A 26,858-nucleotide genomic window follows, 5' to 3' on the forward strand; every position below is an offset into this window, starting at 1 on the left:
ATTTTCTGCTAAAATCAAAATTTCAACAGGTTCAAAGAAGAAATAATGTAAAAATAAAGGCTTATAAAAAGCCACGCAATCAAATCAAGGATTAAACCTGCTTTAATCATATCCAGCAAACTGACATATCTTGTCCCATAAACAATTGCATTTGGTGGTGTAGCAACGGGCAACATAAAAGCCATTGATGCACCAATTGTTGCAGGTAAAACGACAAAAGTTGAGTTAACGCCCAAACCAGAACAAATTGAAATAAATATCGGAACCATCATTGAAGTAACAGCGGTATTTGATGTAACTTCGGTTAAAAGCTCCATAAAAATTACGGCGATAAAAATAAGGAGGAAAAGTGAAGGGTGACCGAAAAATTTTATAAATTCATTTGCGAGCACATTTGCAAGTCCTGTTTTAAAAAGCGCATCCGAAAGAGCTATCCCACCACCGAACAAAAGCAAAGTTCCCCAATCAACATATTTTGAATCATTCCAATCAAGGACAAATTTTCTTTTGCCAAGATCAACTGGCAATGCAAATAAAACAATACATCCGAAAACCGCTATCAGATACTCATCAAACCATTCAAGTTTATGCCCCAGAAATGGGATAAATTGCCAGAAAGGATTTGTCAGCCAAAGGAAGACCGTCAGAAGAAATCCAAATAGTGTTAATTTTTCAGCTTTTGTTAACTTGCCAAGTTTATTTTTCTCACTTAACAATACATCTTTTATCTCATCCCCAAATTTAATTTCAAATTTGAAAACCAACTTTAACACAAGCCATAAAGTTGGTAGAGTAAAAATTAGAAATGGGATGCCGAAACTCATCCACTCAAGAAAATTAATCTGCGCAATTTTCTCTTTTGAAAGTATTGAAACAGCAATACCATTCGGTGGTGTCCCGATTATTGTTCCAATTCCACCAATTGAAGCGGAATAAGCCACGCCAAGCATCACCGCCTTCGCATATTTTGAATTGTAATCAACATTTAACTTGTTAAGTATCCCAAGAGCAATTGGCAACATCATCGCTGTAGTTGCTGTATTTGAAACCCACATTGATATAAAAGCAGTTGCAATTATCAAACCAAATAAAATTTTTCCGGGGCTTTTTGCTATATTTCCACGAGTTAAAATCCATAAAGCAATTCTTCTGTCAAGTCCCCACTTCTGCATCGCTCCAGCAATTAAAAATCCAGCAAGAAAGAGAAAAATCACGGGATTTGCATAATTCAAAAATACATTTCGCCCATTTAGTTCAATGAGTTTTCCACTTTGAACTCCATAAACTTTAAACAACGGCAAGATAACCCCGGGCAAAAGCGAAGTAATAGGGATCGGCACTGCCTCACTGACCCACCATATAATCATCAAAATCAAAAGCGCAAGCGTTATCTTCATACTGTATGATAGCGTTAAAACATCTGAATTAACACTTGTGGATGAAAGTCCACTTTTTGCATAATCAATAAAAGTTTGCGGAGTCGGTAGAGCAAGAATCAAGATAAAAAGAATAAGCCCCATAAAAAATCCAATGTTTCCACGAATTCTGTCAAATTCCATAATCATTCAAAATTTTTTAGTAAATAAACTCCTGAATATCGTAAAGCGTAATTTTTACTCCACGGGTGATGAGATTTTTAAGACCATTTTTAATTTCGTTAATTTGCTCCCTCAATTCAAACTTGTTTAAAATTTGCGAACCAATTTCATCCATAATTTTGACATACTCTTTTGCTTCATCAAGGACAAGGGGCGAGATATAAACTATATCACCATCTGAAAGTGGCATTTTCAAAATTGTCTCAACAGTGTTTTTTATGTGCTTCTCATAAAAACTTTTCCCACCTGCACCAGCAAGAACTATAATCCCGACATTTATCCCAGCGTTTTTAATTGTCTCAACAACTTCAACGCATTCATCAGGTGAACCTGGCTTGTTCAGATATTTAAACAATTCGGGATCACCTGTTTCAAGTCCAATGTAAATTCTCTTAACCTGTAAATTTTTCAACTCAATATATTCTGCGATGCTTTTTCTTTCAGCGCCGAAAATATCAAGAAAAGAATATATCCCGTCAAACACATAATCAAAATCATCTTTACTTTGCGAAATTGGAAATTCTTCGTGAATAATTTTTATTAACTCAATCAATCTTTTTTGTGGAATTATCAAGGCATTTGCATCGCCAAGAAAAATTGACTTTCGCAGTCCTATCGCACGCCCGAAAAATTCTTTAACTTTCTTGATGTGCTCTCTGAATTCATCTGGGGATTTTATCCTAAATTTTCTATCTTGATAGAAACTGCAAAATGTGCATTTATTCCACGAACATCCCTCCGCAGGTTGAAGCACAAGCGAAAGATATTGATCTGGAGGTAAAATGCTTACGGGCTTGTAAATTGAGAAAAATTTAAATCCATCTCTTTCAAGATTTTCATAGTTCCACTTTAAAATGTCATCAAGACGCAGGAGCAAATCTTCATCAACGCTTTCAAAATTTGACAACGCTTTTTTTATTTTTTCAACTCTTTGGAGAACATCCTCAATAACTTTAACTTTTTCATCTTTATCTACAAAAACCTTAACCTTGAATTTATCGCTATCAAAAAATTTTTTCATCAATCTATTGTCAAGTCCACGCCTGTAACTTACTCCATCAAAGAATCCGCCCATAAATCTTCCCTCTGCGTCAAAATAATAAATAAATCTGTGCTCTTCCGAAATCGTCGTTGAATACTTTTGAATGTTGAAATAAACATTCCCAAATTCCTGGATAAAAAACTTAACTACATTTTCTCCAACCTTTTCCATCGCAGATTTTGAGATTTTGGGTTTAAATTTTTATTTTCAAGTCGTAATTTAAAAACAAACGCTTATTTTCCAAAAATGATTTATCCGACGAAAATTGAAAAAATTGACAATGACAAGTTAAAATTCACCTGGAGCGATGGCTATGAAAATATCTTCACATTTAAATTTCTGCGAGATAATTGTCCGTGCGCTACATGCTCTGCTGAAAGAGAAGAAAGTCCGTTGGTGAAACTTCCCGTTTCGGGGCAGTATGAGATAAAAGATATAACTCTCGTTGGGAATTATGCTATTCAAATAACATGGGGAGACGGGCATAATACGGGGATTTACAGTTTTGACTATCTTCGTGAGTTAAAAGAAGAATAAAAAAGGGCGGTGTTAAAACCGCCCTTTGATTTTTAAATTTCACGCTCCACAAGTTTCTTTTTCAATTGAGATATGTGCCAGGTGATATTGATTTCCTTCGGGCAAGCTTGAACACAGTGGAAAATTGTATGACAGCGCCATACTCCATCAGGCGTGTCAATTATATCAAGACGTTCATCCGTCGCTTCATCCCTTGAATCAAAGATAAATCTGTATGCTTTAAGCAAAGCAGCAGGACCAAGATAATTATCATTTGACCATGTTGATGGACAACTTGTCGTGCAACAAGCACATAAAATACATTTTGACGCTTCCATTATAAGTTCAACATCTTCGGGGCTTTGCAATCGCTCTCGTTCCGGCGGTGGTGTTTTGGTAATTAAATACGGTTTAACCGCTTCATATTTTTTCCAAAAATCTGTAAAATCAGTCACAAGGTCTTTTATAATCGGCATCCCAGGCAATGGTTCAACAACGATTGGCTTTTTATAAGTTTTGTCTCTATCCGTATATCCAAGGTCTTGCAAAAGAATTGAACAAGCAAGCATATTTTTGCCATTTATCCTCATTCCATCTGAGCCACAAATACCGTGTAAACAGGAACGACGAAATGTCAATGTTCCATCAATTTCATTTTTTATGTAATGAAGGACATCAACAACCCTATCTTTTGGGTCTGCGTTAACTTCATAATCTTTGTAATAAGGTTTCTCGTCTGTTTCTGGATTGAACCGGAAAATTCTAAAGGTTACCTTCATTTTCAAACCTCATTGTGATTTTTTAATATTTTCTTTCCATAGGTGGAATTTTGGTTATGACGACAGGTTTATATTTGATTATTGGTTCTTTGTCTTCGTTTTTATATATAAGCGTATGCTTGAGCCAATTTTGATCGTCTCGCTTCGGATAATCCTCACGATAATGCGCACCTCTGCTTTCTGTTCTATTCAAAGCACTGTATGCAATTGCTTCAGCGGTGTCAAGCAAATTTCCAAGCTCAATCGCTTCAATAAGATCAGTGTTAAATCGTTTACCCTTATCATCTATTTTGACTTCTTTATACCTTTCCTTCAACTCTTTGATTTTTTCAATCGCCTCTTTAATTCCTTCCTCGGTTCTGAAAACAGAAACTTTATCCATCATAATCTCTTGAAGTTCTGTTCTAATCCTTGAGACGCGTTCTTTGCCGTTGCTGTTGAGCAATCTTTCAACGGTTTTACGTGTCCATTCATCCGCATCTTTTGGAAGTGGTGCGAAGTCGCGTTCTTTTATATATTCAGCCATTTTCTTTCCACCACGACGACCGAAAACAATTATATCAAGCAAAGAATTTGTCCCAAGACGATTTGCTCCGTGAACAGAGACACACGCAACTTCACCAGCTGCGTAGAAACCTTCAATTTTAGTCCCTTTATCATCAATTACAACTTCTGCATCAACATTTGTCGGTATTCCGCCCATTGCGTAGTGCGTCGTTGGCACAACAGGAATTGGCTCTTTTAGTGGGTCAACACCGAGATAAATTCTCGCAAAACCGGTTATCTCAGGAAGTTTTTTGTTTATAATCTCCGGTCCAAGATGTGTTAGATCAAGCAAGAGATAATAAGTTCCATCGGGTCCTTGAATTCCCCTGCCCTCGCGGATTTCAGTATACATTGCTCTTGAAATTACATCACGTGGTGCGAGGTCTTTTATTGTAGGTGCGTATCTTTCCATAAATCTTTCGCCGTGTTTATTCCTCAACACACCACCTTCACCTCTTGCAGCTTCCGAGACAAGGATCCCAAGACGCCAGAGTCCCGTCGGATGAAATTGAACAAATTCCATATCTTCAAGCGGAATTCCTCTCCTATAAACTATTGCGAAACCATCGCCCGTGCCGACAACTGCGTTTGATGTTATCCTGAAAACTCTGCCATATCCACCAGTTGCAAACATAACTGTCTTAGCGTGGAAAATGTGAATCTCACCAGTTGCAATCTCAATTGCAACCACACCACGGATGATGTTGTCCTGGACAATTAAATCCGTGACGAAAAATTCAGGAAAGAACTGAACACCTTTTTTAATGCAGTTTTCATAAAGTGTTTGAAGCATCACATGTCCTGTTCTATCCGCAGAAAAGCAAGCTCTTTTTACGGGGACTCTTTCACCAAATGGATTATTTGGATCTTTCGGTTTTGTGTGCCCTCCAAAAGGTCTTTGCGCAATTAAACCTTTCTCATTTCTTGAGAAAGGCATCCCCATATGTTCAAGTTCAATGATTGCACGAATCGCATCATAACACATTATTTCAATTGCATCCTGATCCCCGAGAAAATCACTTCCTTTTACAGTGTCAAAAAAGTGATATTCCCAGGAATCCTCTTCTTCATTTCCAAGTGCAGCACATACTCCGCCCTGTGCTGTTCCTGTATGTGATCTTGTTGGATAAACTTTTGTTAAGACGGCGCAGGAATAACCTTCGGGAATTTCAAGTGCTGCTCTTAACCCCGCGCCCCCAGCTCCGACGATTACAGCGTCAAATTGATGAATCATTTTTTACACCTCTTGAAATTTTGTTTTAAAAGTGCTTTAAAAATGTAATGCTGTGCTTACACCAAGAACCCAAAAAGCAATTCCAGAGACAACAATTATTCCATAAAGTGTAATCGCAAGCCATGGTTTCATCTTGAAATCTCTCAAAATAGACCAAACACCATTCAATCCATGCCACAATCCAAGCGTTATAAAAGTCAAATAAAACATTTTCCAATATGCATTTGAAAACCTCGCAACGGATTGCTCATAAGAATGACCTGTCTCAGGTGAATAATGCATCAAAATATAATGCCCTACCATCGCAAAAATTAAAAATATCCCAGTTATCCTCTGCAAAAGCCAGCTTATTGAACCGCTTTTTCTTGAACCGTAATATCTGAATGACATTTTAAACCTCCGATTTGTTTTAGGTTTTCAGAGTAATCCAGCAAATGCCTGATGTATCTCGTGGCTAAAGATGAAATAACCCATAACAAGAAATGCGATAATCCCGATTATCATAAGATAAGCAAACGCCTTCTTGTGGTAGAATGAACCCTTGCCGAAATCAACGAGCACAATTCTAATTCCGTTCAAAGTATGCGCAAGGACGAAAGCAAAAAGCAACCATTCAAGAACCTTAAACAATGGCTTTTGAAACAAAGCCATTTCAGCATCAAAAGCTTCTTTTCCTTTTGTAAGCGTTGAAAGGGCGTAGATATGGACATAGATATACGCAGTCAGAGCAAGTCCAGAGATTCTGTGAATTATCCACGCCCATCCCCCTGTCTCTTTTTTGTAGGAGGCAACCAGCTTGAAGTAACCTTCACCTGTTTTTGCTACTTTCATACAAGTGCTCCTTATGTTTTTTTGTTATCGTTTTAAAATTAAAAAAACTCAATTTCAATATCAACTTTAACAGCCCCTCTTTAACCGAAACAAAATCTCGCCAGCAAACAAATGAATTTAATTTTGCAAAATTTTTGCTTAAATTATTTTTTGAAAAGACGAAAATTAACACTTTAAGAAAATGGCAAGGACAAAAGAAAAACAACTTATCTCAATAGTCATACCCCTATATAACGAAGTTGAATCTTTAAACGAACTTTACCAACAAATTAACGAAGTCGTCAAGGCAAACAAATACAACTACGAGATAATTTTTGTTGACGATGGCTCTGACGATGGCTCGCTTGATGTTTTAAAAAAATTGAGACAGAAGGATAAAAATGTTAAAATCATAAGTTTCAGAAGAAATTACGGGAAATCAGCTGCTCTTGCAGTTGGATTTGAGCATGCAAAGGGCGATGTTGTGATAACTATGGATGCTGATTTACAGGATGATCCGCACGAGATTCCGAACCTATTGAAAAAACTTAATGAAGGTTATGACCTCGTCTCTGGATGGAAAAAGAAAAGATACGATCCGATAACAAAAACAATCCCATCAAAAATTTTCAACTTTACAGTTTCAACTTTAACAGGGATAAAGATTCACGATTTCAACTGTGGTTTAAAAGCATACAGAAAAAGCGTGACGCAAGATATAAAAGTTTATGGTGAATTGCATCGCTATTTGCCTGTGCTTGCACATTGGGCTGGTTATAAAATTGGCGAAGTTATCGTCCAGCATCATCCAAGAAAATATGGAAAGACAAAATTTGGAATCAGCAGATTTCTAAAGGGTTTTCTTGATCTCTTGACAGTTTTATTCACGACAAGATATTTCAAAAGACCTCTTCATCTTTTTGGAACTGTCGGGCTTCTTGTGTTTTTGCTTGGTTTTGGCATCACGCTTTATCTCTCGCTTTTGAAAATAATTGAAGGAATTGCATTGAGCAATAGACCGCTTTTCATACTTGGAATTATGCTCACAATTGTCGGAGTTCAATTTATCTCAATCGGTTTGCTTGGGGAGATGATAACACGAGCATATCAGCATCTTGAAACTTATTCAATCAAGGAAATACATCTTGACTAAAAATGAAAATAATCATCATCTCACCTGCTTATCCATACAGAGGCGGAATTGCGCACTACGCTGGGCTACTTTTCAAAACCCTTGCTCAAAGAGGACACAATGTAAAAATTTTCAACTTCAAAAGATTATATCCGAAACTTTTATTCCCAGGCAAAACGCAATTTGAACAAGTTTCTGAAACAGAAAAAATTGAAACAGAAAGGATTATTGACTCAATCAATCCATTTAACTGGATCATCACTGGCTTAAAAATTTTGCGTGAAAAACCAAATGTGTTAATTTTTAAATACTGGCTTCCATTTCTTGCTCCATGTTATGGAGTTATATCCGCTGTTGTTAAGATTTTTTCCCATACAAAAATAATTTTCATCTGCCACAACATAACTCCGCACGAAAAATTCCCATTTTCAAAATTGCTTACAAAATTTGCTTTCGCTTTCGCAGATCATTTCATAGTTCAATCAAATGTTGTTGAAAATGACCTAATCAAAATAAAGCCAAAGGCAAACTATAAAAAAATTTTTCATCCAATTTATGACATATTTGGTGAAGAAATTGACAAAAAAGAAGCAAGAAAAATTCTGGGATTAAATCCGAACGATAAAATTTTGCTCTTTTTTGGATACATCAGAGCGTATAAGGGGCTTGATTTAATTTTAAGAGCGATGAAATTTATACTTGCACAAATTCAGGTAAAACTTCTCGTTGCAGGCGAATTTTACGAAAACCCCGAAAAGTATTTTAAAATTGTTGAAGATGAAGGAATTTCTGATTTTGTCATCTTTAAAAGCGAGTATATCCCAAACGATGATGTCAAAGTTTATTTTTCTGCATCTGATGTTGTGGTTTTGCCGTATGTTTCAGCAACTCAAAGCGGAATCGTTCAAATCGCCTACAACTTCAATAGACCTGTAATTGCAACAAATGTTGGTGGACTTCCGGAAGTTGTCTTTAATGGTGAAACGGGGTTAATTACCGAACCAGAGCCGGAAAAAATTGCAGAAGCTGTGGTGAGGTTTTTTAAAGAAAATCTTGGGGAAAAATTTTCAAAAAATGTTAAATCCGCCAAAGAGAAATTTTCTTGGGAAAATCTTGCAAACGCAATTGAGTCAATCATAAATGAAAGCGGGGGCTGAAAAGCCCCCGCTATTTCATTCCTCTTCAACCGCTTCTTTCTGTTTCTGCGCCTCGGCTATGATTTTGTCAGCGATTTCTTTCGGAACTTCCTCATAATGTGAAAATCTTGCGGTGAAAACTCCCCTTCCTTGCGTGAGCGATCTCAAAGCTGATGAATATCTATAAAGTTCTTTCTGCGGGACATACGCTTTGACAATTTGATATGGACCCTCGGCTGTCATCCCTATAACTTTGCCCCTTCGGCTTGAAATATCCCCAATTACACTCCCCATATATTCCTCAGGAACTTTAACTTCAATCTCATAGATTGGTTCAAGGAGCACTGGATTTGCGTTCATAAATGCTTTTTTAAATGCCATTGACGCAGCAATCTGGAAAGCAAGATCGGACGAATCAACAGGATGGTAAGAACCATAATCAAGCGTGACTTTCACATCAATGACTGGATAACCTGCGAGCACACCTTTTGCCATAGTGTCTCTTACCCCTTTTTCAACAGCAGGAATATAATTTCTTGGGACGACGCCACCTACTATTGCATCAACGAACTCAAAACCTCCACCTCTTGGCAATGGTTCAAGGACAAGCCAGACATCTCCGTATTGACCTCTTCCACCAGTTTGTCTTTTGTATTTACCCTGCTCCCTTGCCCTGCCTTTGATGGTTTCACGATATGGAATTTTTGGCTCACCAAGTTCAACTTCAACTCCGTATTTTTCCTTCAATCTCTTTGCGATTATCATAAGATGCGTTTCACCTTGTCCACTTATCAATGTTTGCTGCAATTCATTATCAACTGTGAAAACAAATGTCGGGTCTTCCTCGTGAAGAGCGTGAAGCCCAGCTGCAATTTTTTCTTCCTCACCCTTATTCTTTGAGATGATCGCAAACTGGATGACAGGTTCAGGGAATTTAATCGGTGGGATAACAACTGAAAATGTCTTTGTTGAAAGTGTATCGTTTGTGTGTGTATTTTTCAACTTTACAACAGCACCTATATCACCAGCATAAAATTTATTCACTTCTTTTCTTTCTTTTCCATTCATAACATAAAGCTGGCTTAATCTTTCAATCGTCCCATTGCTTTGATTGACAAGGTCAATCCCACGAGTTATCGTCCCAGAGAAAACTTTGAAAAACGAAAATTCGCCAACGTGTGCTTCTGAAACTGTTTTGAAAATGAAAATAACGGGCTCGCCAGATGAATTATAATTTAACTTGATAGTTTGTGATGTATCGCCTTTTAAGTTTGCTTCAACAAATTTTTTATTCGGGCTCGGACAATAATCAACCACAAAATCAAGAATTGGTTTAACACCGATATTATGATAAGCATCTGCGCAGAAAATCGGGAAAATTTTTCTCTCTGCAAACGCATTGATAAAACCAGATTTTAACTCCTCATCGCTTAATCCACCATTTTCAAAAAACTTGTTCAAGAGCTCTTCATCAGTTTCAGCGATTGATTCAATTAATTCCTCACGCATCTTCTCTGCCTTCTCTTTCAAATCCGCTGGTATTTCTTCCTCGGTATAATTTCCAGATAAGTCCCTTGCAAATTTTAACACTTTCATTCTCAAAACATCAACAATTGAATCAAAATTTGTCCCCTGATTTAACGGGAATTGAACAACGACCGCTTCATGACCAAATCTTTCTCTTATTTGATTTACGACATTATCAAAATTTGAATGCTCCGCATCAAGTTTGTTTACGACAAAGATGACGCTATTTCCCGTTTCTTTTGCAGATTCCCAAGCTGTTTCAGTTCCAATTTCAACTCCTTCAATTGACTTAACAAAAAGCAAAGCGGTATCAGAAACTTTTAAACCGCTCTTTACCTCACCGATGAAATCAGCATATCCTGGCATGTCAATTATGTTGATCTTAACATCTTTCCACTCGCAATGCAAAAGAGAAAGATTGATTGAGACCTGTTGCGCAATTTCATCTGGATGATAATCCGAGACGGTATTTCCCTCTTGAACTCTGCCAAGTCGTGTTGTTACGCCAGCGCTGTAAAGTATGGCTTCCGCAAACGATGTTTTTCCCGAACCACCATGCCCAATTAATCCAATGTTTCTGATTTTTTCTGTTGGATATTCCTTCACCACCATCAACCTCCTTTTTGTGTTTTATGCTTTTAGCTTTGTTATAACCGTGCGAATTGCCTTTATCAACGCAAAAATTTTTGTCAAGCCCGATGGCAAACCTTCAAGCGTTGAAGAACTATCGGTTGAAAAAACTCCCTTCACACGCTGGAAATATGATTGAAATGTTTCTGTCAAGTTCTGAATCGTTTCAAACTGCGATTGAGCTTTTGATGTTACATCAGCAAGTTGTTCTGATACTTTCTGGAAATTGTCAAGAATTGTTGGAAGTTTTGAGTTTAGCTCGGTCGTCGTCCTGTTTAAATTTTCAAGCAAAGTTTTCAATCTGATAAAAACGATGACAAGATAAACCAACGCTGAAATTGCCGAAACAAGCAAAAGAGCGGTTAAAATTTGAATTAAAGTTTCCATTTGAAACACCGAGATTAATTTTAAAATAAAAAAGGCAAGACATCCCGTCTTGCCCTTTAAAGTTTTCAGCTTTTGCTCTTCTTTGTTTCTTCTTTATAAGTTTCAACTCCCGACTTCACTGCTTCTTTAACGGTTTCAACTTTTTGCTTTGCGCTTGAAATTATCTCATCAACTTCTCTTTTAATTTTTTCTGCTTCTTCTTTTGCTTTTTCAATCACTTCTTCGGCTTTAGCTTTTGCTTCACCTAGATATTCACCAGCTTTTTCCTTCGCAAGTGTTGATTTTTCCTTGATCAAAGCTCTCATTTCCCTTCCACTCTTTGGTGTAAACAACATAGCAAGCACAGCCCCTAATGCACTCCCAACCAAAAAGCCAATTAAAAATCCCCGAAACATTCCTTCATTATTTTCTCTCGCCATGACTTACCTCCAGAATTTAGTTTTCAATTTAAATGCTCATACACAAAAATCATAACATTAAACACAATCTCACTTCGCAAACAAAATAACCTTCACACTTGCTCACAATCTCAAAATTAAGATAAAAACCTGATTTCTAAAAATCAAGATTTTCATCAAAGATGCAAAAACGCCTCCCCGAAATTCGGGGAGGTTTAAATTAACCAGATCAATTAGCTGTATCTCCGGGATTAAGTTCAATTACGCTCTTTTTAAACTTCGCTGGCAAATAATTCACAAGTTCAGATGGAGTTCCTTTAAGAAGTGGGAAAGTCCCGTAATGCATCGGGATAACATATTTTGGCTCAACAAGTTTAATCGCTTCCGCTGCTTCCCTTGGTCCCATCGTGAAGTGCCCACCGATGCAAACAAGCATTAGATCAGGACTGTAAAGTTTTTTAATTAACTCCATATCCCCAAATAAACCCGTATCGCCAGTGTGATAAACTTTGAAACCATTTTCAAATTCAACAACATATCCAGCCGGATTTCCACCTTCAATTATGTTATTTCCATCCGAAATCCCAGAACTATGCACTGCTGGAACCATTGTAATTTTAATTCCATCAACTTCAACTGTTCCAGAATAATTCATTCCGATAAGCTGTTCCTCTGCAACTCCTTGTTTTGCAAGGTATCTTGACACTTCAAATATGGCTACAACCTTTGCACCTGTTTTCTTTGCAAGATCGGGTGCTTGTCCAACGTGGTCAAAATGTCCGTGAGTAAGCAGGATAAGATCAACCTTGTCAATTTTCTTCGCTGACGCCGGTGCTTTTGGATTCTCAAGCCATGGGTCAATTAAAACAATTTTACCATTGGGTGACTTCAAAAGAAAAGCAGCATGCCCAAGCCAAGTGACTTCAACCCCTTTGAATCTTTGTCCTTTTTTCTCAGCCGAAGTTGCTACCCCCGCAATTGCAATCGCAAGGATAAGTGTTAAGATAAGTAGCTCCTTCATTTTTCCACCTTCATTTGTTTTTGTTTTTTATAATTTCAAAAACTTCGCAAAATTTTGCAACATTAATTTGACTTCCTCACCGCATCTCTTATGGCTTCCGCAACTACATAAACAGAAAGTTCTGCGATAACTTCAAACTCAGATTCAATCTCTCCGTTTGCAAGTGTAAAGACAACATCACCATCATAACTTGTATGAGATGGACGAATTGCTCTTGAAAGCCCATCATCAGCTCGTTTTGAAATTTTGTATGCTTCAATCTTTGATAGTTTTGCATTTGTCATCACACAAACAAGCGTTGTATTCGTTCCAAATTGAATCTTTCTTTGTAAAGCAAATCTAAATTTTTTCTCCAACCCGATAAACTTTCCATCAACTCTTGCGCCTGCGATTATTTTTCCGTCTTCATCAACCACATCACCTACTGAATTTACAACAGCAACAGCAGAGACAATTAAATCATCACTTTGAACGATTGAAAACCCAAATCCGCCATTCATCCTGTGCTCAAATCCCGCCCATTTGCCCACGGTTGTTCCAGTGCCAGCGCCGACAAGACCTGTTTCAAAGTTAACACTTGCATTTAAACAAGCCTTATAACCATCTTCCGCAGTCGGTCTTATTTTTGGATTTCCAACATTTAAATCATATACAACCGCAGCTGGAACAATCGGAACTTTCGCCCACGGAGTTTGATAACCAATTCCATTTTCTTCAAGATAACGCATAACTCCATCTGCAGATGCAAGCCCGAATGCGCTTCCACCTGTTAAGACAACTGCGTGAACTTCTGAAACGGTCATCTCCGGCGATAAAAGTTCAAGCTCACGGCTTCCCGGAGCATTTCCACTTACAAAACAACTTCCAACAGTTCCGGGCGGGCACAAAATCACCGTGCAACCGGTAAGCGCTTCAAGATTGGTTGAATGCCCGATTTTAAAACCAAGTTTTTCAAACATAGCAAGACAAATTCATATTTTTTCAAAAAACATTAAAATCCCGATTATGATAAACGCAACTGCTGCGATTTTCTCTATGATGTGAGCGGGGATAATTTTCGTCAAAGCATCTCCAATGATTGCACCTAAAAAAGTGATAACCGCAAAAGCAATTATCGCACCAAGAAAAACAGAGATAGGTTTCTTTGATTGGGCTGAAAGCGATAGCACCGCAAGCTGCGTTTTATCCCCAAGCTCAGCAAGAAATATAGCCCAGAAAGTTGTGATGATAATTTTCCAGGACATACGAATTCACTTTTTGTTTTTAAAATTGTAAATCAGAAGTAAAAGTGATACAAAACCACCACCGATTATATCTGCAAGCGCATCGGTGACATCTGGCATTCGCCCCGGGACAAATTCCTGATGTAATTCATCAAATATCCCGTAAACAACGCAGATAAAAAACGCAATCGCAATGCTGAAATGTTTGAGGAAAAAACTTTTATTTTGATATTGAAAACCGCGATAAATCAAATATGTCAAAATTCCAAACAAGGTTGCATGGACGAATTTATCAAACAGATCAAAAGGTTCTTCAGGGAAATAATTTCCCGGAATTGATGAAAGAACAAAGATCAAACCCATCCACAGGAAAGCAGGAAACTGATACTTTAAAAAATTTTTCACCCCTTGTCCTCTTTCATAACTTTTTGAATTGCCTCTGGAATCATGTTCAAAATATCCATTGCCATCATTGGAAGTTCTCCAAATTTATCACGAGCCAAATCTCCCGCAAGACCGTGCAAATAAACTCCACAAATTGCCGAATCAACAGCACTTAAACCTTGCCCCATAAAACCAGCTATCATTCCAGTTAAAACATCTCCGCTTCCAGCGGTTGCCATTCCTGGATTACCCGTTGAATTGATGAAAACTTCTCCTTCTGGATTTGCGATCACGGTTGTATCGCCTTTGAGGACAAGCACGACGCCATATTCAAGAGCAAAATTTCTTGCGATGTCAATTTTCTCACGCTCTATTTTCTCAACAGGTAAATCCGTCAAACGAGAAAATTCACCCGGATGAGGTGTTAAGACAATTTCGGTCCTTAAACTTTTAAGAATGTTAAGATTTCCAACCAAAGCGTTTAATCCATCCGCATCAATTACTGCTTTTTTGTTTAATTTTTTGATGACATTTAAGATCACCTGCTTCGTCTCATAATTTTTTGAAAGTCCTGGTCCAATTATCAAAACATCAGCCCACTCCATATACTCTTCAATTAAATCAAGAGCGTTCCATCCAATCGTATGTTCATTCGTTTCTGGCAGAGGAAGTTTCATAACTTCTGTTAATTTTGTTTCAAGCACTGGGCTTAAACTTTCTGGAACTCCGGCGATAACTGCACCAGCCCCAACTTTCATTGCTGAAAGAGTTGACATCGTCGCTGCACCCGTCAAACCCGGCGAACCAACAAGCGCAAAAATTTTCCCGCAGCTATATTTATGTGCATTGAAAGGACGAATTGGCAATCTTCTTTTAACATCCATCGCCTCAAGATAATATGTCTTTATCCCAACCTCGTGATAAACAAAGCCCGGAATCCCAATGTCAATTATGTAAATTTTCCCCGGCAAAATTTTTCCCCAATTCAACATAAGCCCTGTCTTCGGAACTCCCATCGTCGCAGTAAGATCAGCTCTCACAGCAATACCTTCTATCTCGCCCGTATCACCATTTAAACCAGATGGAATGTCAATTGAAACAGTGTAAACTCTCTGCGAATTTATCCAGTTTATCACATCATAAAACAGACCTTGAACCTTCCCCTTGAAACCAATTCCAAAAATTGCATCAATTATAATATCTGGCTTCGGATATTTATCAAGTTCATTCACATTTTTCAAAGTGATGATCTCAAAAATATCTTTCTCTCTTTTCCCTTGCCTTATTCTTTGCGCAATTTCATAGTTTGTCTTTGCATCACCACGAAGTTTCTCCGGTTCAACAAGCATAAAAACATAAACTTCTGCTCTCATTCCGAAAAGTTTTCTAGCAACTGCGAGCCCATCACCACCGTTATTTCCACCACCGCAAAAAACAAAAGCTCTTTTTCCACCAACAGAACCATACTTCATCAAAATTGAATGTATCACGCCTTGCGATGCATTTTCCATCAACAATAGCCCCGGAATCCCAAGTTTATCTATCGCATAACTATCACATTTTTTCATTTCTTCAGTTGATGCAACAAGAAGCATAACCGCAAAATAGTTTTATTTTTAAAAACTAAACCCACTGGTAAGTTCTTTTTTCACAGCTAAACCCGTTTTAAAAAATCTCTATGCAAACTAAACCACAGCTCAAAGCGTCAAAATCCTTCTAAAAATTAAAACAATTTCTCAAAATATCTTGTCACAAGCGTTGGCAAAATTCCAATTATAAAAATTCCAATTGCAGAGATTAAAATTGCAAAAGAACCAGAAGCCGAAATTTTCTCATCGCTTGGATTATAAACTTCCGACGGTGCTTCTTTAAGATACATATTTACGACGACATTGAGATAGTAATAAACCGAGACAAGCGTAGCAAGTACCCCGGCAACTGCAAGCCATGTCATTCCAGCTTGAACCGCTGAAGCGAAAAGATAGTACTTTCCAACAAATCCAGCAAATGGGGGGAACCCTGTCAATGCAAACATAAAAATGGACATCAGAACACCAATTAAGGGTTTTCTATGTCCAAGCCCAGCGTAATCTTTTATATCAAGTGATTTATTTTCTTCTTTTTCAACTATTGAAACAACCCCGAAAGCACCAACTTGCATAAGAACATAAGCAAGCGAATAATAAAGAATTCCTTGTTTACCAAGTTCATTTGCGGATGCGAGCCCAACCAAAATATATCCAGCATGGGCTATACTTGAATAAGCAAGCATTCGCTTAATGTTCGTTTGGGAAATTGCTATTATATTCCCAAGAGCCATGGATAAAACTGAGATAACAGCTATTGCCTGCCTTACCTGTTCATTTGTGCCATTTAAGCCAAAAATAAAGACGAGAACGAAGGCACCAAACGCTGCTGATTTTGAAACTGCGGACATGAAACCACTTGCAGGTGTGGGAGCTCCTTCGTAAGCATCGGGTGCCCACATATGAAATGGGACAGCAGCAACTTTAAAAGAAAATCCTATAAGTAAAAATCCAACGCCAAGCCAAAATAGAAAATCGCTTTGGTAATTTTGGATATTTGCAGAGATAATTTTTAAATTCGTTGTCGTTGTGCTTCCATAAATGAATGTAATCCCAAACAACAAAAACCCGGTTGCAAAAGCCCCAAGAAGTAGATATTTCAAACCGGCTTCGTTTGATTTCGGGTCTGTGCGGACAAAACCAGAAAGAACATAAAGAGAAATTGACATTAACTCTATCCCGAGAAATGTAATAATTAAATCAAGACCGGAGGCAAGAAACATCATGCCAGCAGTTGCAAATAAAATCAGTATATAAAACTCACCATAGTTTGTTTTTCGCTTAATAAGATAATCCTTTGAAAGTAAAATTGTAAGCAAAGCCCCAAGACAAAAAACGAAATCAAAAAAACTTGCATATCCTCCAACGGCAATCATACTGTTAAACGCTGTTGAATACATCGGATAAGTGTAAATTGAGAAAAATCCAGCAACGATAAGTGAAATTATACTGAAAATATAACTAATGGTTTCGCTTTTTTTGAAAAGTGCTTCTAAAATAACGACAATTAACCCAGCTAAAGATACAGTTAAAATAGGTGATGTTCCTATCAAATCCGTGTAAAAGCTCATCGCTTGTTTGTGTTTAATTTTGAATTTTTATTATCTAAAGAAGATGAACCATATAAATGTGAAAATCGGCAATAAAATTGGCATTGAGTACTTGATCATATAACCAAAGAAACTTGGCATCTTAATATGTGCTTGTTCGGCTATTGATTTAACCATAAAATTAGGTCCGTTCCCAATATATGTCATCGCTCCAAATATAACTGCGGAGACAGAAATTGCCTGAACATATTTCCATGAATCATTGGTTACTGGAAAAACACCAGAATTATGTAAAATTTGAAGATGGCTTAAGTCGTTTGGGGAAAGCATCCCAAGCATTGCTTTCATATGAATTGGATTATCAACGCTTAAACCATGCAATCCAAAAGCTGCGCTCAAGAAGTTAAGATAGGTTGGAGCGTTGTCAAGGAAAGACGATAACACACCTGTGCCCCAGAAAAATTGACCCGGATGAGTGATCCCAAGTTTTTCTGCGTTTAGCTCAAGCCAATCAAGGGCGGGAACCATAGTCGCAAAGATTCCAGCAAATAATATCGCAACCTCTTTTATCGGGATAAAGTTGAAATCATTTCTTTCGTGGATTTCTCTTTTTGTTGTAAGATAACTTGCCACTGCTGAACCGATCATTATAATCTCACGAATTGGTTCCTCAAGGAAAACCGCACCAAGAATTATCGCAAGAAATATAACATTGTGCAAACCTTCAACCACTGCTTCCTCACCCTTTGCTTCAATTTCTCTTTCCATTACATCGGGTAACTTTTTATAATTGTATCGGTCAATAAGATAAAATACAAATAACACAGAACCAACAGCTATTAACCATATATACCAGACTCTCGTTATCACCCAGAAAAATGGAACTCCTTTAAGGTAACCCAGGAAAAGAGGTGGATCCCCTATTGGGGTCAGCATACCACCAATGTTTGAAACAATAAAGATAAAAAAGACGATATGATAACCAGAAATTCTATATTTATTCAACCTTATGTAAGGTCTTATTAAAACCATTGAAGCGCCCGTTGTCCCAAGGAGATTTGAAATAACCGCACCAATTCCAAGCAAGATGACATTTGCAAGCGGAGTTGATCTTCCTTTAACTCTTATGTGAATTCCACCTGCAACGACAAAAAGCGAACCTATTAACGAGATGAAACTAAAATACTCAATTGCGGTGTGAATCATTCTTGGAGCATTTTTCAAAATAAAGAAATAATAAACTACCGAAACAGCACCTAACGCAAAAGAAACAAGCGGATAATTATGCTCCCACCAATGACGATTTATAAAAGGCATAACTGCAATCGCAAGAAGAAGCAAAATAAATGGTGTGATCATCACTGGATTAACTGGAAGAATTTCATACTCTATGGCAAATGCATCAGACGCTGGAACAAGAAGAAATAAAATTGTGATTAACGCAGGGATGATATATTTTTTCACCTTTAACTCCGTTTTTGTTTTCAGAAGAAAAATTCTTTAATCAAAAACGCTGCAAGCCCGATAAGATAAACAATTACAAATATAAACAACCTATCTATTCGCTTATTCACATCATCAAACCGCCTATTCACATCGTCAAAACGCCTATTTACATCATCAAATCGCTTACTCACACCGTCAAACCGTTCGTTCATATCTTTGTTCATTACATCAAATTTCTCATCAACCCTGATGAATCGCTTATCAATCTCATCAAACCTTTTGTAAAAACTATCAAACTTTTTATAAATTTCATCAAAATGCTTGTAGACATCATCAATTCTTTTGTTAAGACCATCAATCCGCAAATTCACATCGTCAAATCTTTTATTCACATGCTCAAATTGTTCCCTGACCCATTTAAGCTCCGTTTTAATATCTCTTATATCCTGACGCAAAATGTCAAGTTCTCTGAAGACAATCGCAAATGGATCGGCACGATAAACATATTCTTCCTGTCTTTCCTTGGCTTGTTTCATAATTCCACCAGAAATTATTTTTGCGCTCTCAAAACTCCCGAACGATACTTCTCCATCTGCTCAACGATTTTCTTTACGCTTGGCTCTGACTTCTTCAAAAAAGTATTTGGATAAATTCCAATCCAGACGATAAAAACTATAACAAGAGCAAGCGAAACAATTTCTCTGATGTTTAAATCTTTCAAATTTTGATTTTCTGGCTTTGTGACCTTTCCAAAGAAAATTCTCTGATACGCCGTAAGTAGATAAACAGCTGCAAGAATTACGCCAGTTGCAGCAAAAATTGCAAATATAGATGTCCCGAGAAATTTTGATTTAAAAGAACCAAGCAAAATCAAAAATTCTCCAACAAATCCATTTAATCCAGGCAAACCAAGCGATGAAAGAGCAACGATCATAAACAATGTCGCATAAACAGGTGTAACTCGTGCGAGTCCTCCAAACTCTGAAATCATCCTCGTATGTCTTCTATCGTAAATCATTCCAACAAGCATAAACAGTGCACCTGTTGAAAGTCCGTGATTTACCATTTGAATCAATCCACCTTGCACACTTTCAACCGTTAATCCCATTAATCCAAGAACGACAAATCCAAGATGGCTCACAGATGAATAAGCGACAAGCTTTTTTAAATCTGGTTGAACAAAAGAGACAAGCGCACCATAAATAATTCCAATTACAGCAAGCGTTGCAATGTAGGGCAAAAAGATAAATGTTGCATCAGGAAATAAAGGAATTGAAAATCTCAAAATCCCGTAAGTTCCCATCTTCAAAAGAACGCCAGCAAGGATCACGCTTCCTGCGGTTGGAGCTTCAACATGTGCATCAGGTAGCCAGGTATGAAATGGGAAAAGTGGAACTTTTATAGCAAAGCTCAAGGTAAACGCAAGAAACATTAAAATTTGAGCATTGATTGAAATTTTTGGCGCAATTTCATATAACTTTTCAAGGTTTCCCGTAAATTGTCCATTTATCTGACTTGCGAAGTTTCCAAGCGCAATTATAGCAACAAGCATAAGCAAACTTCCAACCATAGTGTAAATCACGAACTTAACAGCTGCATAAATTCTATTCTCTCCACCCCAGATTCCAATTATAAAATACATCGGGATCAACATCGTCTCCCAGAAGATGTAAAAGAGAAATGTATCAAGCGCACAAAAAACCCCATTCATTCCCGTTTCAAGAAGCAAGAACATAATCACATAACCTTTAACTCTTTTTTCAACCGAGCCCCATGTTGCAAGCAATCCAACGGGAGTTAAAAAAGTTGTCAAAACAAGAAGCAAAAGCGAAATCCCATCAATGCCAATTCTATAAGAGATGTCAAGCGACGGAATCCACGGATATGTTTCAACGAATTGAAAACTTGTCGTTTGCGGTTGATATTTCAAGAAAACATAAACGGAGAGAAGAAATGTAATTGAAGTGAAAAAGATGCCGAGAAATTTTATTAAGTTTTTTCTTTCACTACTTATCAAAGAAATTACAAGTGCTCCAACTGCAGGTAGAAAAATTATCGCAGTTAAAATATGTTTTTGAAGCCACTCCATTTCTCAATCTTTTTAATTTTTTATTTTCAGAAGATAAGCCACAAGATTATTAAAATTCCTATCACAAACACAACTGCGTAAAACTGAACAATTCCATTTTGAATAAACCGTAAAACAGAACTTACAATAGAAGTTAATTTCGCACTTCCATTCACAGCACCATCAACTATTTTCACATCAAAAAATTTCCACAATAATTTCTCACTTCCCCATGTCACTGGCTTCACAACAATTGCATCATATATTTCATCAACATAATACTTGTTATAAACCAATTTGTAAAGCCCCGAAAGATTCTGCGTCAAATTGCGAACAATATCCATTCTTTTGAGATACAGATACCTTGCAAGTAAAATTCCAGCGATAGCAATTGAAACCGAGATTATCATAAGAAGAAATTCAGCAAACGATGAATGAGCGGTTTCAAAAGTCAATTTAGCGCTTGCATCTTCAAAAACAGGTTCAAGCCAGTGATGGAATAAATTTTTGACGCCAAACGATTCAGGAATTCCGATAAAGCCAGAAACGGCAGAGAAAAATCCAAGTATAACAAGTGGCACGGTCATAACTTTTGGAGCTTCGTGCGGATGTTTCGCACCGTATCTTGGTGGTGTTTCAAAGACGAGCGCAACCAAACGGAACATATAAAACGCTGTCATAAAAGCACCAATCACACCAATTAGCCACAACCAGAAAGAACCTTGTGAATAAGCACCCCAGAGAATTTCATCTTTGCTGAAAAATCCAGAAAGCGGTGGAATTCCAGCAATCGCAAGCGATGCGATGAAAAATGTTTTATAAGTTATCGGCAATTTATCTTTCAAACCGCCCATCTTTTGGATATCTTCCTCATTGTCAAGTGCGTGCATAACCGCACCAGCCCCAAGGAAAAGAAGCGCCTTAAAGAATGCATGAGTTGTAAGATGAAATATCCCAGCTGAAAAAGCCCCAACCCCCATCGCAAGAAACATATATCCAAGCTGACTTATCGTTGAATATGCAAGAACTTTCTTGATTCCATTTTGCACAAGTCCCATTGATGCAGAATACACAGCGGTTAAAGCGCCAATTATCGCAACAATTGTCATAGTTGTCGGAGCAAGGGCATACAAAACGGACGATCTTGCGATCATATAAACTCCAGCTGTAACCATCGTCGCTGCGTGAATTAAAGCGCTAACGGGAGTTGGTCCTGCCATCGCATCCGGAAGCCACACATAAAGTGGAATTTGTGCGGATTTACCAGTCGCACCAATAAACAAAAGCAATGTTATCCAGAAAACTGTTGTATCCCCAACTTGAAGTTTATTTGCAATTGAGAAAACAGTGTTAAAATTTAAACTTCCAAAATACTTATACATCAAAAACAAGCCAATTAAAAATCCAAAATCGCCAATTCTATTTACGATAAATGCTTTTCTCCCTGCGTCGCTTGTTGTCATCTTTTCAAATGGTCTATCATACCAAAATCCAATTAAAAGATATGAACAAAGCCCAACGCCTTCCCATCCAAGAAACATTAAAAGATAATTATCCGCAAGGACGAGATTTAACATCATAAAGATGAAAAGGTTCAAATAAGCAAAAAATCTCGCAAATCCTCTATCCCCGTGCATATACCCAATTGAATAAATGTGAATCAAAAATCCAACACCTGTGACAACCATAGCCATCAAAACCGAAAGAGGATCAACAAGATAAGAAAATGAAACATCAAGTCCTCCTGTTTTAATCCAATTAAAATACTCAACTATAAATTTTCTCTCATACGAAGGCAAACCAATAAGTTCAATGTAAATCAGAAACGAAACAAGAAACGATGCACCGACTGTTAAACTTCCAAACCAGCCAATTATTTTTTCTTTCTTGATTCGCCACCCGAATAAACCGTTAATGATGAAACCGAGAAGCGGGAAAAGCAAAGCAAGTCCAATATACCTGTGCATTTTTCAGGTGCCTCTTTTTTTCTTTACCATTTTAATAAATTGATTTCATCAATGTTAACTGTTAACCTGTTTCTGAAAATTGCGATCACAATTGCAAGCCCGACCGAAACTTCAGCAGCAGCAACGACCATCACAAAAAACACAAGCATTTGCCCAATCTCATTGCCGATATAACTTGAAAATCCAACAAGAGCTAAATTAACAGAATTTAGCATAAGCTCAATACACATAAAAATCACAATGGCATTTCTTCTTATCAAAACTCCGAGAACCCCAATTGTAAAGAGAATCAAACTTAGAAACAGATACCAGGAAAGCGGGATCATAATTTCTTTTCTCCTTTATTTTTTGTTCGCATCCTTTCTCACTCAAATTTTCTTTTAGCAAGGACAATAGCACCAACAATCGCAACTATCAAGATAAGCGAGGTTATCTCAAAAGGCAGGATATAATTTGTGAATAATTTTTCTCCGATAAATTCAATTTTGCCAATTTCAACCGAATTTTCCGCTGGCTTTAAAAATCTACCACTCACAGATTTACCAAGTCCGAAAGCTATCTCAGCAAAAACAAGCAAAACAATTACAAAGGCAATTAACCTTCTTACATCAAACCTATCGCTCAATCTTTTCTCATCTTGAAGGTTCAAAAGCATTATGACAAAAACAAACAAAACCATTATAGCCCCTGCATAAACAAGAACCTGAATTATTGCGATGAACTGCGCGCTTAATGTAAGGTAAAGAATTGAGAGGGATAAAAAATTAACAATCAAAAAGATTGCGCTTTTTACGGGATTTGCCCTCGTTATCATAAGTATTGCGGATGCGATTGAGACAAAAGCCAGAATAAAAAAAACAAGTGCTTGTGCAGTCATCTCACAATCGGTTTATTTTTAAACTCGTTGATAAATATAAAAATTTGAAGCCAAATAATCAAAGAATTTCTCGGTTAATTGTTTTTTAGGCGCTTTTGGGTTAAATTTACAAAAAAATTCAAAAACAATTTGAGGTGAGAAGCAAACTATGCCGATAATGGCAAAGATGAGAGACAACCTGCCAGCAATACTTTTATCGCTCGTTATACTTTTTCTCTTGACAATTGTCCTTGACTGGGGAATGGACATAACAGGAAGACATCACAGAGAAGGCGGTTTCCGTGAACCAATAGGAATTGTAAATGGGGAGGAAATAAGCTATCAGGAATTTAACCGTGCACTTGAAGCACAAATTGAGGACTTCAAACAAAGAACTGGAAGTGATCCCGACGATTTTATGCTTGAACAACTCAGAAATCAGGTCTGGGAACAACTCGTAACCCAAAAACTCGTTGAACAGGAAATTAAAAAACTCGGCATAACCGTCACAGATGAAGAAATCACCGACTGGGTTTTGAACTCGCCCGAGACACTCCCAGAACCTGTGAAAAGAAATTTCATTGATTCAACAGGAAATATAGACCGTGCACTTCTTGAAAGAGCTTTAAAATCAACATCACCGCAGGCAAAACAATTCTGGATTGAGGTTGAGAAATTTTTGAAAGCTCAAAAATTAACAGAAAAATTGCAGAGCCGTTTACTTGCAAGCATTAGAGTAAGCGATGGTGAAATAAAAGAAAGATTTGAAAAGCAAAATACAAAATACGAGATAAAATATGTCTCGCTTGATCCGAATAAATTTGCAAAAGAAATAAATGAACCAACGGATGAAGAAATAAGAGAGTATTACAGAAATCATCAAGATGAATTCAGAATTCAAGAGACAAGAAGATTAAGATATGTCCTTTTCCCCGATGCTCCATCTTCCGAAGATACTGCTTCAGTTGTAAGAGAACTTGAAAATTTAAAACAGCAAGCCCTTAATGGTGCTGATTTTGTTGAGCTGGTGAAAAATTACTCTGAAGTTCCATTTACAGATGTTTTCTTCAAACACGGCGAACTTTCACCGGAAATTGAAAATGCAATCTGGGATAGGAAAGTTGGTGAAATCGTTGGACCAATCAAAGCAAGCGATGGTTTCCATCTTGTTAAAATTCTTGAAGAGAGAAAAGGAACAGATACATTTGTAAAAGCAAGCCATATTTTAATTCTTCTCGGTCGCGATACAGCAGAATCATATAAACTTGCCAAAGAAATCCTCGCCCTTGCGAAAAAAGGTGAGGACTTTGCAAAACTTGCTGCAACTTTTTCAGCTGATCAAGCAACCGCAAGAAACGGCGGTGATCTCGGATGGTTCGGAAAAGGAAAAATGGTCAAGGAATTTGAAGAAGCATGCTTTAAAGCAAAACCAGGAGAAATCGTCGGACCTGTGAGAACACAATATGGTCTGCACATAATTAAAGTCGTCGCAAAAGATAACAGAGAATTGAAAATTGCCAATCTCAAATTAAGCGTCAGAGCAAGCTCCGAGACAATTGAATCACAGAGAAAGCGAGCCGAAGATTTCAGCCACACGGTAAGCGGTAAAAACTTCGTTCAGGAAGCGTCCGCTCTCGGACTTGAAGTTAAATCAACACCACCATTTACAAAAGATTCGCCAATCCCCGGCATCGGAATGAATAAATCAATTTCTGATTGGGCTTTTTCAAATAAAATTGGAAGCGTAAGCCCTGTCTTCAAAATAAGAGGTGGCTTTGCTGTATTTACGATAACCGAAATAAAAGAAGCTGGAATAAGACCGCTTGAAGAGGTTAAAGAAGCAATAAAAGTAAGAGTTAGAAGAGAAAAACTTAAAAATAAAGCATATGAATATCTCACGACATTACGCAAAAAACTTAACGAAAGTGAAGGTCTTGACGCAATCACAAAATTTGATTCAACTCTTGAAGTGAAAACTGCTTCCGGCTTCACGCTCTCGGGTGGAATCCCCGGCATAGGAACAGACGAAAATGTCATTGGAAAACTTCTTGACTTAAAAGTAAATCAAATTTCCGAGCCGATAAAAGGAAATTCTTTCGTTTACATCATTCAACTTGTCAATAAAACTCCTTTTGATTCAACGCTTTATAAATCTCAATATGAAACCTTAAAAGAGCAAATTTACAACGAAAAGCGCAACACTTTATTTTTCACATGGCTTGACAACTTGAAGAAAAATTCAAAAATAGTTGATAATCGGGCGTTGTATTTTGAGCATTAAAATTTTGAGCACTATGCGTCTAAAAATTTTTCTAACCTTGTTTTTAATTTTCGGCACAGCGTTTTCCCAATCAAGGAAAACGCTTGCCTTGAACTTTAATTATGTCATATCCGCATTCGTTTATCCAAATGTTATTTCAAGCGATAGGGCTCTACGGGATTTTTCAAATGAAATAAACAACTGGTTTGGTTTCTCTGGCGATTTCAAATATGAAGTTACAGAAGGATATTTCGTCGGATTGTCAATTGAATCTGTTGATAAGACGATATCAGATTATTTAATTCGCAGAGTTGGGAACGCAAATTTAAGAATCCCGATTGAAGATAGATACACGATTTACATTGCTGAATTAAGTGCTTTTTTCGTTGCTCCGTTTAGTTCACAAAAATGGCAAATTTACATAGGCGGTGGAATTGGTGCATACAAAGGCAATTTTTCAAAATCAATTCTAAATCTCAAAAGCAAAATTCAAAAATCCCCTGTTAATCTCGGAATTCATGTGATGTCTGGCGTTCAATTCAATTTTACGGAAAAAATTGGCTTAAAAGGAGAATTAAAGTTTCGTGATCCAATCGTTGAAGTTGAAAGCAAATTTACCGATAACCAGATAAACTATAACGGTTATATAATTCAGATTGATCCTTCCCCATTTAGAACTCGGGTTAATTTTGATACAATGACATTTGTTCTCGGGCTTGTGTTCTCGTTTTAAAAAATTAACACAAAAACCAAATATGACCA

Annotated in this window: 26 protein-coding genes; 5 read left to right on the forward strand and 21 right to left on the reverse strand. The window is 37.2% G+C overall.

The window, feature by feature from the left end; genetic code table 11:
* Positions 1-14: 14 nt before the first annotated feature.
* Complete coding sequence (locus AWW83_RS05060; RefSeq protein WP_159421112.1) at positions 15-1,559, reverse strand: SLC13 family permease; 1,545 nt, start codon at positions 1,557-1,559, stop codon at positions 15-17.
* A gap of 16 nt (positions 1,560-1,575) precedes the next feature.
* Positions 1,576-2,811, reverse strand: a complete 1,236-nt coding sequence (locus AWW83_RS05065; RefSeq protein ID WP_092349476.1) for a radical SAM protein — start codon at positions 2,809-2,811, stop codon at positions 1,576-1,578.
* Positions 2,812-2,886: 75 nt separating this feature from the next.
* Here AWW83_RS05065 and AWW83_RS05070 point away from each other — a divergent pair, with 75 nt between their 5' ends.
* Positions 2,887-3,177: a gamma-butyrobetaine hydroxylase-like domain-containing protein gene (locus tag AWW83_RS05070; RefSeq protein ID WP_234697251.1), complete on the forward strand. Its 291-nt coding sequence runs from the start codon at positions 2,887-2,889 to the stop codon at positions 3,175-3,177.
* 32 nt (positions 3,178-3,209) lie between these two features.
* Here the strand turns inward: AWW83_RS05070 and AWW83_RS05075 are convergent, their stop codons facing one another.
* Genes AWW83_RS05075 through sdhC form a run of 4 tightly spaced genes read right to left on the reverse strand, consistent with a single transcriptional unit; the run spans position 3,210 to position 6,546 of the window.
* Positions 3,210-3,935 carry a succinate dehydrogenase iron-sulfur subunit gene (locus AWW83_RS05075; RefSeq protein WP_092349479.1) on the reverse strand — a complete coding sequence of 242 codons (726 nt, stop codon included), beginning with the start codon at positions 3,933-3,935 and terminating at the stop codon, positions 3,210-3,212.
* 22 nt (positions 3,936-3,957) lie between these two features.
* On the reverse strand, positions 3,958-5,715 hold the full coding sequence (sdhA, locus tag AWW83_RS05080) for a succinate dehydrogenase flavoprotein subunit (protein ID WP_092349482.1): 1,758 nt from the start codon (positions 5,713-5,715) through the stop codon (positions 3,958-3,960).
* 36 nt (positions 5,716-5,751) lie between these two features.
* The gene (gene sdhD / locus AWW83_RS05085; protein WP_092349485.1) at positions 5,752-6,105 is read right to left on the reverse strand and encodes a succinate dehydrogenase, hydrophobic membrane anchor protein; all 354 of its coding nucleotides are present in this window, start codon (positions 6,103-6,105) and stop codon (positions 5,752-5,754) included.
* Between the two features lie 27 nt (positions 6,106-6,132).
* The gene (sdhC, locus tag AWW83_RS05090) at positions 6,133-6,546 is read right to left on the reverse strand and encodes a succinate dehydrogenase, cytochrome b556 subunit (RefSeq protein ID WP_092349488.1); all 414 of its coding nucleotides are present in this window, start codon (positions 6,544-6,546) and stop codon (positions 6,133-6,135) included.
* 181 nt (positions 6,547-6,727) lie between these two features.
* Between sdhC and AWW83_RS05095 the strand changes: the two genes are divergently transcribed.
* Positions 6,728-7,678, forward strand: a complete 951-nt coding sequence (locus AWW83_RS05095) for a glycosyltransferase family 2 protein (RefSeq protein WP_092349491.1) — start codon at positions 6,728-6,730, stop codon at positions 7,676-7,678.
* A 2-nt stretch (positions 7,679-7,680) separates the two neighbouring features.
* Positions 7,681-8,814, forward strand: coding sequence for a glycosyltransferase (locus AWW83_RS05100; protein WP_092349494.1), 1,134 nt, complete (start codon positions 7,681-7,683; stop codon positions 8,812-8,814).
* A gap of 15 nt (positions 8,815-8,829) precedes the next feature.
* Here the strand turns inward: AWW83_RS05100 and fusA are convergent, their stop codons facing one another.
* The 15 genes from fusA to AWW83_RS05175 form a co-directional block, all read right to left on the reverse strand.
* Positions 8,830-10,926 (reverse strand): elongation factor G, encoded by a 2,097-nt coding sequence (gene fusA / locus AWW83_RS05105; RefSeq protein WP_092349658.1) that lies wholly within the window; start codon positions 10,924-10,926, stop codon positions 8,830-8,832.
* A 24-nt stretch (positions 10,927-10,950) separates the two neighbouring features.
* Complete coding sequence (locus tag AWW83_RS05110; RefSeq protein ID WP_092349497.1) at positions 10,951-11,337, reverse strand: hypothetical protein; 387 nt, start codon at positions 11,335-11,337, stop codon at positions 10,951-10,953.
* Between the two features lie 65 nt (positions 11,338-11,402).
* Positions 11,403-11,756, reverse strand: a complete 354-nt coding sequence (locus tag AWW83_RS05115; protein ID WP_092349500.1) for a YtxH domain-containing protein — start codon at positions 11,754-11,756, stop codon at positions 11,403-11,405.
* A gap of 208 nt (positions 11,757-11,964) precedes the next feature.
* Positions 11,965-12,756: a metal-dependent hydrolase gene (locus AWW83_RS05120; RefSeq protein ID WP_092349504.1), complete on the reverse strand. Its 792-nt coding sequence runs from the start codon at positions 12,754-12,756 to the stop codon at positions 11,965-11,967.
* A gap of 62 nt (positions 12,757-12,818) precedes the next feature.
* Positions 12,819-13,715: a P1 family peptidase gene (locus tag AWW83_RS05125; protein ID WP_092349507.1), complete on the reverse strand. Its 897-nt coding sequence runs from the start codon at positions 13,713-13,715 to the stop codon at positions 12,819-12,821.
* Positions 13,716-13,727: 12 nt separating this feature from the next.
* Positions 13,728-14,000: a TMEM165/GDT1 family protein gene (locus AWW83_RS05130; protein WP_092349511.1), complete on the reverse strand. Its 273-nt coding sequence runs from the start codon at positions 13,998-14,000 to the stop codon at positions 13,728-13,730.
* Positions 14,001-14,006: 6 nt separating this feature from the next.
* Complete coding sequence (locus AWW83_RS05135; RefSeq protein ID WP_092349514.1) at positions 14,007-14,384, reverse strand: VanZ family protein; 378 nt, start codon at positions 14,382-14,384, stop codon at positions 14,007-14,009.
* Positions 14,381-15,958: an NAD(P)H-hydrate dehydratase gene (locus tag AWW83_RS05140; protein WP_092349517.1), complete on the reverse strand. Its 1,578-nt coding sequence runs from the start codon at positions 15,956-15,958 to the stop codon at positions 14,381-14,383. The genes AWW83_RS05135 and AWW83_RS05140 overlap by 4 nt, the downstream gene beginning before the upstream one ends.
* Before the next feature lie 128 nt (positions 15,959-16,086).
* A complete protein-coding gene (locus AWW83_RS05145) occupies positions 16,087-17,520 on the reverse strand; it encodes an NADH-quinone oxidoreductase subunit N (protein ID WP_092349520.1) in 1,434 nt (477 codons plus the stop codon).
* Positions 17,521-17,550: 30 nt separating this feature from the next.
* The gene (locus tag AWW83_RS05150) at positions 17,551-18,963 is read right to left on the reverse strand and encodes a sodium:proton antiporter (RefSeq protein ID WP_234697252.1); all 1,413 of its coding nucleotides are present in this window, start codon (positions 18,961-18,963) and stop codon (positions 17,551-17,553) included.
* A gap of 20 nt (positions 18,964-18,983) precedes the next feature.
* Positions 18,984-19,481: a hypothetical protein gene (locus AWW83_RS05155; RefSeq protein WP_092349523.1), complete on the reverse strand. Its 498-nt coding sequence runs from the start codon at positions 19,479-19,481 to the stop codon at positions 18,984-18,986.
* Between the two features lie 14 nt (positions 19,482-19,495).
* On the reverse strand, positions 19,496-21,034 hold the full coding sequence (locus tag AWW83_RS05160) for a complex I subunit 4 family protein (RefSeq protein WP_092349526.1): 1,539 nt from the start codon (positions 21,032-21,034) through the stop codon (positions 19,496-19,498).
* A 26-nt stretch (positions 21,035-21,060) separates the two neighbouring features.
* The gene (gene nuoL, locus AWW83_RS05165) at positions 21,061-22,980 is read right to left on the reverse strand and encodes an NADH-quinone oxidoreductase subunit L (protein WP_092349529.1); all 1,920 of its coding nucleotides are present in this window, start codon (positions 22,978-22,980) and stop codon (positions 21,061-21,063) included.
* A gap of 23 nt (positions 22,981-23,003) precedes the next feature.
* On the reverse strand, positions 23,004-23,306 hold the full coding sequence (gene nuoK, locus AWW83_RS05170; RefSeq protein WP_072150559.1) for an NADH-quinone oxidoreductase subunit NuoK: 303 nt from the start codon (positions 23,304-23,306) through the stop codon (positions 23,004-23,006).
* A gap of 38 nt (positions 23,307-23,344) precedes the next feature.
* Positions 23,345-23,857 carry an NADH-quinone oxidoreductase subunit J family protein gene (locus AWW83_RS05175; protein WP_092349535.1) on the reverse strand — a complete coding sequence of 171 codons (513 nt, stop codon included), beginning with the start codon at positions 23,855-23,857 and terminating at the stop codon, positions 23,345-23,347.
* Positions 23,858-24,005: 148 nt separating this feature from the next.
* On the opposite strand from AWW83_RS05175, the gene AWW83_RS05180 reads away from it, so the two are divergent.
* Together AWW83_RS05180 and AWW83_RS05185 are read left to right on the forward strand one after the other, a co-directional pair.
* Entirely contained in the window at positions 24,006-26,117 is a 2,112-nt protein-coding gene (locus tag AWW83_RS05180; protein WP_092349538.1) for a peptidylprolyl isomerase, read from the forward strand.
* Between the two features lie 13 nt (positions 26,118-26,130).
* Positions 26,131-26,829, forward strand: a complete 699-nt coding sequence (locus AWW83_RS05185) for a porin family protein (RefSeq protein ID WP_143713897.1) — start codon at positions 26,131-26,133, stop codon at positions 26,827-26,829.
* Positions 26,830-26,858: the final 29 nt, after the last annotated feature.

The organism is Candidatus Chryseopegocella kryptomonas, from assembly GCF_001536065.1.
GTDB lineage: Bacteria > Bacteroidota > Ignavibacteria > Kryptoniales > Kryptoniaceae > Kryptonium > Kryptonium kryptomonas.